The 14,192-nt window shown below is 49.3% G+C and carries 12 protein-coding genes and 1 riboswitch; of the genes, 2 read left to right on the forward strand and 10 right to left on the reverse strand.

The genetic code is table 11. The annotated features are described in order from the left end of the window. Positions 1-26: 26 nt before the first annotated feature. The 9 genes from RBI05_RS12205 to RBI05_RS12245 form a co-directional block, all read right to left on the reverse strand. Entirely contained in the window at positions 27-608 is a 582-nt protein-coding gene (locus RBI05_RS12205; protein WP_310551311.1) for a hypothetical protein, read from the reverse strand. Positions 609-734: 126 nt separating this feature from the next. After that, positions 735-3,950, reverse strand: coding sequence for a polysaccharide lyase family protein (locus RBI05_RS12210; RefSeq protein ID WP_310551312.1), 3,216 nt, complete (start codon positions 3,948-3,950; stop codon positions 735-737). Between the two features lie 199 nt (positions 3,951-4,149). After that, a riboswitch (cyclic di-GMP riboswitch) is annotated at positions 4,150-4,264 on the reverse strand. A 389-nt stretch (positions 4,265-4,653) separates the two neighbouring features. Then, entirely contained in the window at positions 4,654-4,866 is a 213-nt protein-coding gene (locus RBI05_RS12215; RefSeq protein WP_310551313.1) for a cold-shock protein, read from the reverse strand. A 79-nt stretch (positions 4,867-4,945) separates the two neighbouring features. After that, positions 4,946-5,146 (reverse strand): cold-shock protein, encoded by a 201-nt coding sequence (locus tag RBI05_RS12220; RefSeq protein WP_150458735.1) that lies wholly within the window; start codon positions 5,144-5,146, stop codon positions 4,946-4,948. 202 nt (positions 5,147-5,348) lie between these two features. Continuing rightward, on the reverse strand, positions 5,349-6,266 hold the full coding sequence (locus RBI05_RS12225) for a VOC family protein (RefSeq protein ID WP_310551314.1): 918 nt from the start codon (positions 6,264-6,266) through the stop codon (positions 5,349-5,351). A gap of 3 nt (positions 6,267-6,269) precedes the next feature. Beyond that, positions 6,270-6,698, reverse strand: coding sequence for a VOC family protein (locus tag RBI05_RS12230; protein WP_150458777.1), 429 nt, complete (start codon positions 6,696-6,698; stop codon positions 6,270-6,272). A 517-nt stretch (positions 6,699-7,215) separates the two neighbouring features. Next, positions 7,216-7,341 carry a hypothetical protein gene (locus RBI05_RS12235; RefSeq protein WP_310551315.1) on the reverse strand — a complete coding sequence of 42 codons (126 nt, stop codon included), beginning with the start codon at positions 7,339-7,341 and terminating at the stop codon, positions 7,216-7,218. 695 nt (positions 7,342-8,036) lie between these two features. Then, on the reverse strand, positions 8,037-10,382 hold the full coding sequence (locus RBI05_RS12240) for a hypothetical protein (protein WP_310551316.1): 2,346 nt from the start codon (positions 10,380-10,382) through the stop codon (positions 8,037-8,039). 19 nt (positions 10,383-10,401) lie between these two features. Further along, a complete protein-coding gene (locus tag RBI05_RS12245; RefSeq protein WP_310551317.1) occupies positions 10,402-11,358 on the reverse strand; it encodes a copper amine oxidase N-terminal domain-containing protein in 957 nt (318 codons plus the stop codon). A gap of 475 nt (positions 11,359-11,833) precedes the next feature. Between RBI05_RS12245 and RBI05_RS12250 the strand changes: the two genes are divergently transcribed. Both RBI05_RS12250 and RBI05_RS12255 read left to right on the forward strand, forming a co-directional pair. Next, positions 11,834-12,457: a hypothetical protein gene (locus RBI05_RS12250; RefSeq protein ID WP_310551318.1), complete on the forward strand. Its 624-nt coding sequence runs from the start codon at positions 11,834-11,836 to the stop codon at positions 12,455-12,457. A gap of 618 nt (positions 12,458-13,075) precedes the next feature. Then, on the forward strand, positions 13,076-13,231 hold the full coding sequence (locus RBI05_RS12255) for a sigma factor-like helix-turn-helix DNA-binding protein (protein WP_310551319.1): 156 nt from the start codon (positions 13,076-13,078) through the stop codon (positions 13,229-13,231). A gap of 52 nt (positions 13,232-13,283) precedes the next feature. On the opposite strand, the gene RBI05_RS12260 is transcribed toward RBI05_RS12255, so the two are convergent. Next, positions 13,284-13,724: a hypothetical protein gene (locus tag RBI05_RS12260; protein WP_310551320.1), complete on the reverse strand. Its 441-nt coding sequence runs from the start codon at positions 13,722-13,724 to the stop codon at positions 13,284-13,286. Between the last annotated feature and the right edge of the window lie 468 nt (positions 13,725-14,192).

The raw sequence follows: 14,192 nt of genomic DNA on the forward strand, positions 1-14,192 counted from the left end.
TGCGCTTGGCAAGCATTAGAGAACGGTTATCGCGCTTTGCTTTTCCAGATCATGTACTGCAGCATGTCGGAGTCAAAGTAAAGCTTGGCGCCTTCCTTTTCTCTGGAAAAGTATCGGATTCGATCCATAATAAAGGCTTCAACATGGTTCATGGACAGGCAAATAAAACCCGGTACAGCATTCTCTCTTTTGGTGACCAGAAGCTTGCCCACTTCATGAAATTGCCCTTTTGATACGGAACGGGTTCTTAACTCCTCTGCATGAAGCCTTACTTTGGTCTCCGAGAAGAATCCGATCCTCCTCAAACAATACTGGATGCGATCCTCTCTTCGCATATGTACTTTCTCTAAATTTAATCTGGAAGCGGACTTTACTTCACAGATCAATCCGATGTTGGTATTCGGGCTAAAATGTCCGAAGAGATATTCATCACGGTGGCCATTGCCTACCTCTTCCGCCACAAACTTGGGACGGATCGCAACGAGATCTGCGTCCGCGTTCTGATGTCCGTCCTGCAATCCCTGCCGGTGCAGCACAAAATTGGTTAAGGGAAAGAACCCATTAAACCGCAAATACCAATAGACCAATTCTTCAGCAAAATTCTTCATGATTATCCTTTCTTCTAAACGGTTTAGCTGTCACCTCTATGTATCGGTTGGATGACTGTCCGATAAAAGCGAGCGGCAGACCGGTTCAATTCGCTCCCGGTACTGCCGCTCGAACTTGTTTATAGACTACTGCGCCGCTCTCAAAGTCTGCTCCTGGCCGTTAACGCTGAACCGGTTGAAGGTTACTTTGCCTTCCAATGAGACGATCCGCAGCGAGTGGGGAGCATCGGTCAGGTTTTTGACTTCGTAGACGACTTTGCTGTAGCCTTCGAGGTTCGCTGAGGTCAGGTCGATGATGCCCTTCGCGACGTTGTCGATATAGACCTGCGCCGTGCCCATATTGCTCTGGACATTGGACAGCCAGCGCACGCCGGTGCCGGTGAAGCTGAAGGAAGCGATCTCGCCGGAGCTCTCGGTCTCATTCCAGCTTCCGTTCTCATTGGTTGCAATGCCGGCCGAGTAAAAGATCCCTTCGTCACTGAACGCATAATCGCGCCAGCCGGTCTCGGTGGAGGGCAGTCCCTGCTTCGGCGTCAGCTCGATAAAATCGAGGTTGACTCCGCCGGTGTTGCCGCTGTCATGACGCAGCATCACGGTATTGGGCCCGTCGGTCAGCGTCACTTCGGTGGCAATGCTCTTGTAAGCGCCCGCGCCCGACGACTTGCCGGTCGAGGCAAAGGTCAGCTTGCGGATCAGCTTGTCGTTGACGTACAGGTTCAGCGTAGCGTCCGCCGCGGTGGCGTACCCGATGCGAACCGAATAATCGCCCGCACCCGGCATGATGTTGATAATGCTGACGCTTGCTCCGCTGCCGTGCATATCCCGGACATAGCCTTGGGAAGAAGCCGCGGCGTCGGCTGCCGTCTTGGCGATGCCGCCGAGCTTGCCCTTCTCGGCCTCATAGAGCGGTCCGCCCGGCGTTACCGGCATATCCGGCACGGCCAGCGTGGCCGGGCTGCTCGCCGCCGAGCTGTTGCCGGAATCGTCAAACGCCCGGACGGTGTAGGCATAGGTATGGTCATAGGCGACCGAGGTATCCGTATAGCGTGTCACGGCAGCGGGAAGGACGGCCAGCTCGGCCCCGTCGCGGTACAGCACGTAGCCGGTTGTTTTGCGGTTGTCGGCCGCCTCGCCCCACTGGATGACTGCGGTATTCCAGGTCGCCATGGCGGCGCCGGCAATGACCGGCTGTGCCGGAGCCTGCGTCTCCTTCGGCGTCAGGTACAGCTGCACCGCTTCGCCTGCGGCCACATTCAGATCTACATCCATATACGGCGATGCCGTGCGTTCATAGGAAGAGTAAGCTGCCCCCAGCGTTTTGCCGTCCCGGTACTGCTCTACCCGGTAGGCGGCGTTATCCGGGAGCATAATCCGGACCGCAACCCGCCGTGCCGGGGTCCCGGCCGGCTCGAAATTGACGATGCTGACAATCCGCTTGTCCGCCGAAGCGCCGATGTTTGAAGCGCCCAGGGCCCGGGTGTCTACAGCGCGGACATAGATTTTGCGCCCGGCTGATTCATCGCCGCTCAGGAAGGAGTAGGCCAGGGGCGATCCGTGCGTCGCATAGGCAGCCGCCAGCCTGCGGAAGGTTCGCAGCCGCGTCTCCCCGCCCTCAGCCGCATTCGCCGACCAGGCCGCCGTATCCGCAGCGCGGTGGGTGCTCCAGTTGGCAGGCTGGGCAAAGAGCGCATAGTTCGGATTGGCCGTATCGAAGGCGGTGTGCTGCATCATATGGTCGGCATAGCCGATGTCGGCGCGCAGCTCCCGGTCGAATGCCGCGGCGTATTTGTAAGCGGTAGCGCCGAACTTGCTGTTGTCGGCATGCAGATCGTTGGCGCCCGTCTCCGTCATCATCATTTCCTTGGGCAGACCTTCCTCGGTGCCCCCGTTGTAGGACAACAGGTTCTCGTTCAGGGAGCCGCCCCGGCCCTGCGTAAGGCCGGACAGCCCGTAGCTGTGGCCGTTCGTCAGATCGGACAGGGCTTCAATCGGTCTCCGCTGGGCGGGATCGCGCTCCCAGCCGTAGGGAGTGCCTTTGGAGGGCCAGTAGGCCCAGCCGGGGGCAACGATTTTTAACTGGGGATAAGCGGCCTTCTGGGATTGGAGGAATTGCGCCAGTTCCACCAGGGATGCTTGGTTGTGATTGAATACGCCCGGCTCGTTATCCAGCTCCAGGTAAGCGAAAGACGAACCGTAGGAGGCCATGAACTGGCGGATATACGTCTTGATCTCCTCGGACACATGTCCGGCAAGCATCTCGGTGCTGCCCATATAGTTGGAGCCGATCATGCCCACCACCGGCTGGAGATTCAGGTCCTTTAGCGTCTGCAAATACGCTCCGAGGCCGTCCTGCCACTGGTTGCGCGTATCGGACCAGGCAGGGACCCGCATCATATTGCCGCTGTAGGCGGAACCGAGCCATTCGGTCAGATCCGGCAGCAGCCGGGTCACGTTGTCGTTCATAGCAAACCCGTTCGTAATCGCGGTTCCGAGGTGGACATACCGGCCATGAATCGGCTCGGCGGCCGGGGCCTCCAGAGCGGTCAGCGACAGCTCGTCCCACTCGTACCAGAGATAGGCGTCACCGGATGTGCCGGCATAGGAGCCGGCATAGACCTCCAGCTTGAGCTCGTTGCTCCCGCTCTTCAGCAGCTCCACCGGAATATACAGCCGGTATTCATCGCGGTAAGGATTGGCGCCGCCGCTGCCCGAGGTCCCGGCAATCTGCAGCATGCCCGCCAATCTTCCGTTGGAGTACACGGCCATCTGGGGAACCGACATATAGGCATTCAGAATGTGCACATCCAGCTCCGCGCCATACGCCGGCAGCGCATCCAGCTTGTAGCCGATGGAGAGCGTCTTGTTGACGCTGGCCTTCATTCCTTTGGGAAAAGCTTTCCAGTCCGGCGCAGCCGGGTCGGAGGCATAGGTGGAGTAGACCGCCGTCATCGGCTTGAAGTCGGCAAATTCGGCGGAGCTTCCGTCATGCTTGCCGATCTCCCAGAGCTTGCCCTGCGGAGCAGCGGCGGCAAGAGCGGCGGCACCAGCCTGCGGAGCATACACTGCTTGCGTGACGGCAGCCTTAAGCGCCGGAGAAGCCGATGGCGTGATTGTGATGCCGGCGGCGGTTGAAGCGCTTGCGGGCTGCTGCTCGGCATATACAGGTCCCATGGAGAGGGCCGGTCCGCCGAGAATCAGGGCGAGCGCCGCGAGGGCGGAACCTGCTCTGGACAGCAGCTTGCTGCGCGGCCGGCTGCGCCGGGCGGGGACAGGAGTTGAAGCTTCTTGGCGGTCATTGCAGATATTGCGGGTGTTGCCATCAGGTCTGTTCCATGAAGTCATGGTATTTCTCCTCCGTTAAAATAGTTCCCTGATCGCCGCCGCTGCCTTGGGATAGGTCAGCGGCGCCCGAATGGGCGGAGGAGGAATTACTTTTATCAAACGGCGGGTCTAAATCGGCGGCATACGTTCAAAAAGCTCTTCCCCCAAGTGAGTCTGCTTGATTGGAACCGATTTGATTTCAGGCAGAAATCACTCTTTTTCCGGCAGCGCGGCTGCCACCTTCGTCCTGCGTCCCTTCAAGCGGAGCTTAGCAGAGCGAAGAAGGCCCTATGGCTTTGCGTCCCTGCCTTTCGGCAGGTTTGCCTTTGTCACAATATAGGGTGAAGCAAATAAAGGACGACGGACGGCATCTTGCGAGGAATCGCTGCGGCGGCTTGCCGCGTACCGGAAGAACGGCAGGAAAAAGGGTTCGGACAGGGGAGAATTTCAATGCGAATCGGGCACGTTCAGCAAGCTATCCAGCAAGCGTTTCTACTCTTGTATATCGGTCTTCCGGGAGTTTCGATTTAGACTCGGACAGCCCCTATCTTTCGCATTTCTGAAAGGATTGTGACGATTCATATAGGCAGTTGTCAGCCGCCTTCGGTACGCTTGGGCCATAAGACTCACAGCCTGCCGGCAAAAAAGCCGAGTCACCGTCCGCGGGAAGTTCACGCAGGCGATGCTCGGCTTACAGGGTTAAGGCGCTCTCCGCATCCTTTAATCAGCGTTTAACCTGATTAGGACTGGTGTTCGTTACGACAGGCAGCATCTTTTCACTCTTCTCCATGAGAGCCTGACATTGGCCGCAGACCGGCTGAATCGAAAAAACGAAATTGTCTCTCATCCATCCGTTGCACTCTTCATTGGTGCAGGACCATATGGCCGTCATCTCTTCTGGAAGATCCGCCATCAATCTTTTCCGTGAATAGTACATGCAGCATCCTTCTTTCTCTGGTGGAATCAGGAGCGAAAAAAAAGCCCCAATGCTAGGATTGGGGCTCTCGGTCAGCTATTTACAGTTTAACAACATTCTCGGCCTGCGGGCCGCGGTTGCCTTGAACCACGTTGAATTCAACGCGCTGTCCTTCGTCCAGCGATTTGAATCCGTCACCAACGATAGCGCTGAAATGTACGAATACGTCATTTCCGCCTTCTACCTCGATAAAGCCAAAGCCCTTGTCTGCGTTAAACCACTTTACTGTTCCTGTTTCCATTATTCATTACCTCCACGATATTATTTACATGATCTTAAAATTCCTAAAAAAAATCACATATTGTACAAGGTTATAAAATCAAAATCATAACCCTCTACAATATGTGAGTTCAGGTCGAAATTTCAATAAACTAACTATAACACATCTGGGGAGCATTGACAACTCCCCTTTTATTTTTATTTACAGAGTCGTCAGATACCGCTCATTCGCCCCTATAAGCCTGTTGCAAGGCCGCCAGGTCGAATTTCTTCATGTTCATAAAAGCCTTCGTTACACGCGCCGCTTGCTCCGGCGTCCCCTTCTCCAGCAGCTCGCCTATATCGGCCGGAACAATCTGCCACGATACGCCGAACTGGTCGGTCAGCCAGCCGCACTGTTCGGCTTCGGGAACCGCAGACAGCCTCTCCCAATAATGATCGATCTCTTCTTGCGTATGGCATTTCACCATAAAAGAGACGCCTCCATCGAACTGGAACCGATGATCATGCGCGCTGTCCATGGCGGTGAACCACAGATTCTCCAGCCTGAAGTCGGAGAACAGGATCGTCCCCGCCCGATCGGGTCCCGAGCCTTCCGGATAGCGGACAAGCATTCCCTGCCGCGAATTGCCGAATACCGAAACATAGAGAGACATGGCCTCTTCCGCCCTGCCGCATACCTCTCCTACAAACGTTAGAGCAGGCAAAATAGCCGGCCGCTCCTCGCCTTCCGGATTCGTCAGAATCAGCTGCCAGGACAAGCCGTACTTGTCCTGAATCCAGCCGTACCGCTCGCTGAACGGATACTTGCCCAGCGGCATGAGGGCTTGTCCGCCCTCGGATAACCGGTCCCAGACCTCATCCAGCTTCCGGGCGGCGTTCTTGTCGCGCGAAGGATCAAAGTTCACGAAGAAGGACACCGACGGGTTGAACCGGAAATGAGGTCCCCCGCTGATGGCCATGAACTCCTGTCCCCAGATTTCAAAGGAGACTTGATCGCAGTCGCCCGAAGGCGTGCCCGAAAGGGTTGTCACCTTCGTGACTCTGGATTCCGGGAATACCGAAGCGTAGAATTGAGCGGCCTCCACCGCTTCTCTGTCATACCACAAGTGCGGCACGATCTTTGGATTCACGTTGGCCAAGGATCATTCCTCCCCGGGAACATTCACTTGAAACGTAACGCCGAACCTGTCCTTCACAATTCCGTACAAGGGGCTCCAATCCGTCTTCTGAAGGGGCATGACAACCTGACCGCCGTCCGCCAGCGCATTGAAGATCTCCCACGCCTCCGCTTCTTCCGAGGGATGAATGGCAATCTGAACCGTATCCCCCTCCGCCTGGTGCGCCGTCCCCGGAAAAGTATCCGAGAACATAAGGTCCGTATCCCCGACCTTCAGCTGCGCATGCATCACAAGGTTCTTCATTTCATCGGTTAGCGGATGACTCGGATTCTCCGGCATATCCCCGAACGTCATGATCCCCACTACATTCCCGCGCAGCGCTTTCGCATAGAAATCCAACGCCTCTCGGGTATTTCCGTTAAAAACAAAATACGGGTTCAAACGGATTGACATCATTCTTCATCCCCTTCGCAGTACAAATGGGCTTTCAGCTTCATTATACACAAAGATTGGAGGAAATATATGTTTTTTTGCGAACGTATGAGCTCTTTTTTGACTTTTTTTATTGCCTTTATTATCTGGATAACTTATCAGCTGAATCTTTGTATTATAAGCCGTATTAAATTCCAAGTGATTCTACTATCCACAAAAATTTTAAAGGGTTTTGATTTTTTATCATAAGGATTTATCGCTATGACTCCTCACTTTTTTCCTGAAAAATCCTTATCTACAACTTTTAGATACGAAGTAGCAGTGCTTCTAGAGGTAGAACATCGTATTAAAAAGAAAATAAGAAGTAACATTTCTGAACTGTGCCTTTGTTCTTAAATATATTACTAATTACAATAGAGTACGATAACATAAAAAAGACACCCCTAAAGGTGTCTTTCACTGATACTCCATATGGAGCCGAGGCAGGATTATTTAAGGCCACAACTTTCCGGCTACAGTTGAATAAATTCCGTAATTACTAAGGACGTTTTTTGCTATCTTTATCATTATCTTTGCTTCCGTAAGTCACCCCTTCTTTTAAAATTCTAGGTGGGGGTGATGATGGTGGTTTTTGTTCTTGATTTTGCGGATCATTATTGCTCATAGACACTACCTCCAACAGTCTGTTTTGGAATACTTACGACTTCAATCTTTTGGACATCTTCTTTAACAATTAAAAGGGCACTTATAACCAGTGTAAAATTTTCAGATTTCCTTTTATCTTTCTACCTTTTCCCGCATTTCCATCCTCCGTCCCTCTCTCCTTGCTTTATTCCATCAGCTGCTCAAACTACAACATCTTTCCAGTCCAACTTCAGCCGCCGTCAAGTAACTATGATGTATCCTCAGTTCAGCAACATGTAAAAACATAGAATTCTCATGCCAAGCCGAAAACATTCCAACGACATTCCACAACACTCTATAACCGAACATGATGTATAAAATTTAAATTTTTAGTGGAAGAGACCCTGCATAGTCCTGTCGTTGCTTAGGAGCGAGTAATTTCCTGACAACGAAATACTTTTCGTAAAATTCTTTGTCCTGTTTCTTCTCTTCCTTGTCTCCTAGCAATTTTTATACCTTTACTTTAAGCCTTCGCTTAGATTTAATGTTACTAGAGCCATTACTGGACAAGAAGGGAGCATCCTTTCTCCATTCCACTCATAGATTGATCCAACAAACTGCTGAATGGAGTTAACGAATTGCGAAATTCCTTAAATATAAACAAGCAGAGCCGCCGATGGATATATTCGATCCATGAGCAGCTCTTTGTTACACTCTCGTTTGACTTGTGTCCACTTAGTTCCCGACACCCATCGCAGAATACTTCGACCACATCTGCTTGAATTGAATGAAAGCTTTCCCATTTGCACTGCTAAGCGTTCGTCCGTTCTTAGCGGAAAGTGTATAGACTTCACTCCATAGTGTGATTTTCAGGCCTTGATACTCCTCCAGGATTTTGTTGTATACTGCGCTATATCCTCTATCAAGCGTCATAGCCTGCGCAGAACTTTCGTACATGGCCGGGACGTAGTAAATAAACCGAATTGGATTCGGATTGCGGCTGTCGCTACCACGACAAACCTTGGTAGAGACCTTTGTGACCTTGAGCAATATGTTTGCATTGTTCCAACCTGCTACAGCTCGAAGTGTTCGGCCCAAAGGATTTTCAGAAATGTCATCCCACCCATTCGGCCCCACTGCGGCGTAATCAATGGTGCAAGAATCCGTAGCCGTATCCGTCACGCTTCGATAGCCACCATTACACTCATTTCTCCCCGTCATGCTATTATACTTGGTCTTTAGGCAAGAATCGTAAACCGATCGCGTGTATCTAAAATTCCAGTAATACGTGAGCTGCCTCGTATCGGGTATGGCCCACACTCCAATTTTTTCACCAAAGTAAGGACTATACTTGTTTGCATTAGCTTTTACTTGGCTGCTAGTATATTTAGAAAGGTCCATCGCACCAGTTGGAATAGACCCATTACTTTGCTTAAGCTCTCCAACCTCTCGAATAATCCCCCTATCTTTCCAATAGGTTGAATTAGTCGGCCCTTTTATTTCTAAGGTTGTAAATGAGCCTATTGTTACTCCCCCACTGTTTCCGTTTTGATCAAACGCCTCAAGCTTGCAGGTATACTTTGTTTCCGAAGAGAATCCGGTTAACTGTGAAGACGCCAGCGTGCCAGTGTAATTTGTATTATATTTAGGACTGCATTTGAGGGTGTAATGCGAGAAGTTTACATCTTTAATTGCCGTCCAGTAGGCAGTAGCATCATACTCTCCAATGTTTTTGAAATGAATTGGAGGAGTAACAATCTTTTTGGCTGGGGTCTGTGTGGCGGTCGGTATTGGTGTAGAACTTGGTGTCGGAGAAGGCGTTGTTGTCGCCGTGACCAACTTTGAAATATCGAACTCCAAATAGTCCATTCGGCCATACCCATCATCAAGCGAAAGAGTAACCTTTTGTTTAGTGGTACCGGCCATCCGCAGAATTTGTTCATTGGACACAAATACTTCGCCAGTAAACTTCGAGTTTTTTCCAGGATTCCATTTTCCTTGGATGACCCCAAAACCAGAAGGTTGTACCCATTGAGCACCACCAACTACTACCTGCTCGCAATTGGTCGGATCCAGAGTCATATCATCCGTAGACTTTTTGGTCCCCACTTTCACTGTCACGTATCTGCCAGTATATCCATAAGCCTGATAAGAGATTTTAAAGCCCGGTGTCTTCTTTCCGTTCAACGTGTAGTTTGTAACAGCTGTTGCCCTTAGAAACGCCGGAAAGGGCGTCATCTGATAAATAGTGTACCCTCGATAAGCATCTTTGTCCGTTGTAAATCCAGCAAGGCCGTTAAAATTACTTACCTCAACCATCGTGCCTCCGATAGAATTAATAAATTCATTCATATAGAGAAAATAACTCGGCCGAGCATGCCCCTCTTTGGAAACTTTGTAGAGGCCGGTTGTACCGACAGATGCCTTGATATCTGGAGTCCAAATATCCCTTGACTCAAATTTTCGTCGCATCAACGCCGTACGGAATGCTGAAATCTTGGCAGCATCCCGGGTAAAACCACCCGAATTTTGGAATTCAGCGTCGCTGGTTGGGTTAAGAGCTCCGATAAGCTTGGATTGCTGCAAAGCCTCTTGAGGAAGCATGGTATAACCGGTGCTGGTTGCCGCTCCTCCGGTCAGGTAGGAGGAATCAATATTAAAATTGAGCAGATCGGTAACAACCGCCTTGCCAGAACTCGCCGTAATCCCCGCAAAATCGTTCAAAAAAACTCCTGCCCACCGGGAAACAGAAGCCGTAGTTTCAAGGAATTCGTTGGTTCCTTTCGCATAGTTATGAAATTGACCATCTGTCCATCCCTGAACATTACGGAAAGCCTGCGCAATTTTGTAGTCTTTGGTTGTCGTGAATGGAAACTGAGCGATTGCTGTATTCATGATCAAATTGGCAGCCTGGTTGGCTTCCGTAAAAGGATTATACTCTACCCCAACCCTTGTATGCAGCCAATTTTGCAAAGTTGCCTTATCCGAAGCCGCACCAGCCTGTTGTCTACCAATCGTTGTTAAAAGAATTATGATTGCAAAAAAGGCTGCTTTAATAGCAGCCAATTTCTTGTTATGCATCCCTGGACCCTCACTTCCATTAGTTATTGATTCCAAGAGCTTTGTATACAGTGTCCAATGTAACCATGTTTTTGTGAGCATCATATAGGATCAGATCGTTATCAATAACCCCTTTATAACCATAATGCTTTTGAGCGTAGGACTTAGACATGATGTAATAAGTATCAATGCCTACAGAGCGAGGCAAGTAGTCAATCTCAACGAAAAGAATGAAGTTTGAGCTAAGATTGGCCAAGATGTGCGGACTTCCTGTCGGTAATTCCGCTGAGGTTTTTTTATCAACATCCTCGTATCCCGATAGCACTCTCCAAGACTCGTTTTCATGAGTTATAGTTGAAGGAAGTTGAAAACTCAGGGTTCTGGTAGAAACATCCCAAGTCAACGGCTTAAAAACAATAGGGCCTGTTACTTTCTGATTGGCGGTTGGCACCCATGTCGTGTGTTTATTTTTCGTTTCTGATGCAGGGGAGGGAGTAGAAGCCGGAGTTTCCCATGGTGTAGTGATCATAACAATCCCGCCTCCACCTGATTGAATGGTATAATCCACCGTTGCACCTAGCCCCTCGCTAATAACTCTCAATGGCACCATAACACGATTATTTTTTATAACTGCTGGTGATCCTGCAGGAGTGATCACAACAGGATTATTCAACGTTTCTACTAGAACTTCTTTTCCGTTCAGGGGGACCGTGACCTTTCTGCTAGTCGGTTCAATCAATTCGACCGTGGCTTGTTTATACATGTTATCCCAAGTCACAGTTGCCCCTAGCGCCTCACTAACAAATCGCAAGGGCACCATGGTATACCCTTGGCTAGCGTAAGCCGGAGCTTCTCGCATCGAAGTAGTAGCTCCATTGACTTTAACAACAATTCCTGGAGCTTTGGCCGCAGAAGCACCGTTGAGCGTGACTGTAAACATTGAGATAGCAGCAACCACGCTTAGGATTACCCTCTTTGTCTTGGTTTGTTTTATCACTTTTGTTCCTCCTTAAGATTTCTTTGCTGTCCTGCTGTTTAGCCACTCCACGACCTCACTGTGATAAAAGGTATACTCCCAGACCTTCACGTTGCCCGAATAGATGTGCCTGATTTTGAAAGGTAAAGGGTCCTTCTCAAGTCTTGTCCAATTCACAATTGTTCGGGGTGAAACCTTTAACTCTCTAGCCAACTCCTTTTTGGAATATTTCACTCTACGACCACCTCCGCATCCAAACAACATCTCTAGATTTCAAACGTTCGGATTTTAACACAAAACCAATTGTTTTTACAATATATGTATAAAACAATTTTATATAAACCATTGCTTCTATTCAAACTAAGCATTCATGAAAGAACTATCTATTGAAGAAATCACGCGAATTTGGTGGTATAGCACACAGAATGGCAATAAGAAAATTTTTTATAATGTATGAGGAAGTCTATCATTTTTTATTATAGAGGAGGGTCTTTCGATGAAGTTTTCTGGAAGGATAAAGTTGATCTTGACAGCAATGTTGGTGTTCACTACTATAATCAGTTTTAGCAATAATAATTCTGTAGTATCGGCCTCTGTCTCAACTAACCAAACAATTACGCCAATAACAAACAACTTGTCCAAATTCAATTTGGACCTGCAAGTTAAGCTGCCTTTTACCACGACTGTGAACGGACTTAGCTATACTCTGCACAAGATGATGATCTACGATGTGAATTCAAAGGACGCCAAAGCTCTGATGAAGCAGTATGGTTACTCAAGCAAAACCACTTGTTACCCGGATATGAAGTATCTCATTTGGACAAAAATCACTATTACCAACAAAAGCAAGTACAAAATGGGTGCTTATCCGGACGATATGAGTGAGAAGTGGAGTTATTATCTGGATGATGGCCGCAATTTCGATAAGATGATGCCGATGAAAGAAGCTTGGACCTATAATAGCAAGTCGGCTCTTTGGGCTTATATCCTCAAGCCGGGTGAGACCATCACGACATATCAAGCCTATGCCCTTGGTGGAGAATTCACTAATCTTCGCCTCACGACCAGCTTCAAAGGGGTACCCGGTAAAGAAGTCCAATTCGCTACTCTCAAGAAATAGAGGGAGGATTTGCTTCTCCGAGCTAACAAAAGGTATTTCCTTTGCGTTTGAATATTCCTCCGCTGCGTTAATATTCCAGGCTAGTCCAAAGCCCGAAGAGACTAGCTTCCTTGGCTCCCTGGCCCGTTCCCACTTGTCTGGACCGAGCAACAGGCTAAGTCTTATTCCTTGGTGCCCGGTTTGCGGCCAAAGATACGGGCTCCCCCAGCCAACGGAAGGTATCTTCCTTGGCTTGGAGTATCAATCAGCTATTGCAGTACTTAGTGATATGCGCAAGTTCAAGAAATAGGCCTCCGAATGGCTCGTGTCACCAACTAGAATTGAAGACTCGCATACTGGTATGCTTGTTTCTTAGGTCGGCTTGCGCTGTTGATATGGCGCTTGCCGCATTCTATGAGAAGTTTCTTCCCATACCGACCATATAGTGTGGAATGCTTCTCTGAGAGTATTTGGTGCACCTGCCAAATAGCCCGAATTCTCTTTAGTCCGATTTTATATCATTCCTTATTTAGTGCTCCAGCTGGTAGAAGCCCTGCTCTTGTGATGAGAGCAGGGCTTCTTCGTGTTTGACTACATCAATTTTACTAACGTGATCCTAATAGGGAGGAGGAGTGCTCCATGGTACAGTTTACCAAAAGAGAGCTCCAAGTATTGAAGAGGATGTTTGTTGAAGGTAAGGGGCTACACAAAATCGGTAAGGAAATTGGCGTGTCTACTACGCGTGTACGCCATATCCGTGACCGTGTAAAAGTCAAGCTCACTGACCTCGATTAATTTCCTCAAGAAGTGCCCGGGCGCTTACGTTACTGGGCACTTCTTCCCATGCTTAGGTCCACTTCAATTCGGCCATCTTTTTAGCCGGGAGTTCAAATACGACAGGCAAGCTATACTCGAAGTCTTCGTCTGTGCCGCAGTTGTCGCTCTCGTCTCCAAGCATTCCCAGGGCATGAAGTATCTTAAGTCCAGCTTGTCGCTCTCCCGGAAGCGCATATTCCTCTTCATCTTGGGTTGATTTTGGAAAAGCGAATCTCAATCTCTCGACCATCCCATCAGCTGGGGCAAAACTCATGATAGTTTCTTCCAATTTAAAGCCATACTCGCTAGGAAGATCTGTAGCAATTGCAATTTCGCCTCCATCCACTTCCATGACACTAAAATCAATCTGCATTGCCTTCGCGTCTGGAAAATGGTCTTGGATCATGTTGGGAATATCAGTCGGACCACATTTCTCAGTGCCCTTAAACACTCTTACCGCTACCTTTGCCATTAGCAAAACCTCCTCTTAAATTTCGGGGAAATTCTACCATGCCATCACAGTGCTTCACAATTTGTACCCTAAATAGTTGTGAGAAATTTTCACTATGGTTATTGCATATCCAATAGAATTATTAGTCTTCGCCGGTTAGCTTTCTCCAAATCTGTCGCAGTATAATGCCTCTCCAAGCCAACAAAAGGTATTTCTCTTGGCTTGGAACCCCGCCCGGCTGCGTTAATATTCGGGCTGAGTTGTAAGCCCAAGGGACCCCATTCCGTTGAGCTCCAAGGCCCGTCTGGGCCCAAAACAAAGTTAAGCCCCCATTTCCTCTTGGTTAGGAAATAGGGGCTTGACTATTATTCTCCGATATAGTTAATATTAATAACGGACCCTTCTCTAAAAGGGCCTTACCAGAAAACTGGTACATGCTGCATTGGGTGAATAAGAAAGCAAATAAGTCTGGATGGGATGGACATTTTA

It is taken from the genome of Paenibacillus glufosinatiresistens (assembly GCF_031470375.1).
GTDB lineage: Bacteria > Bacillota > Bacilli > Paenibacillales > Paenibacillaceae > Paenibacillus_AQ > Paenibacillus_AQ glufosinatiresistens.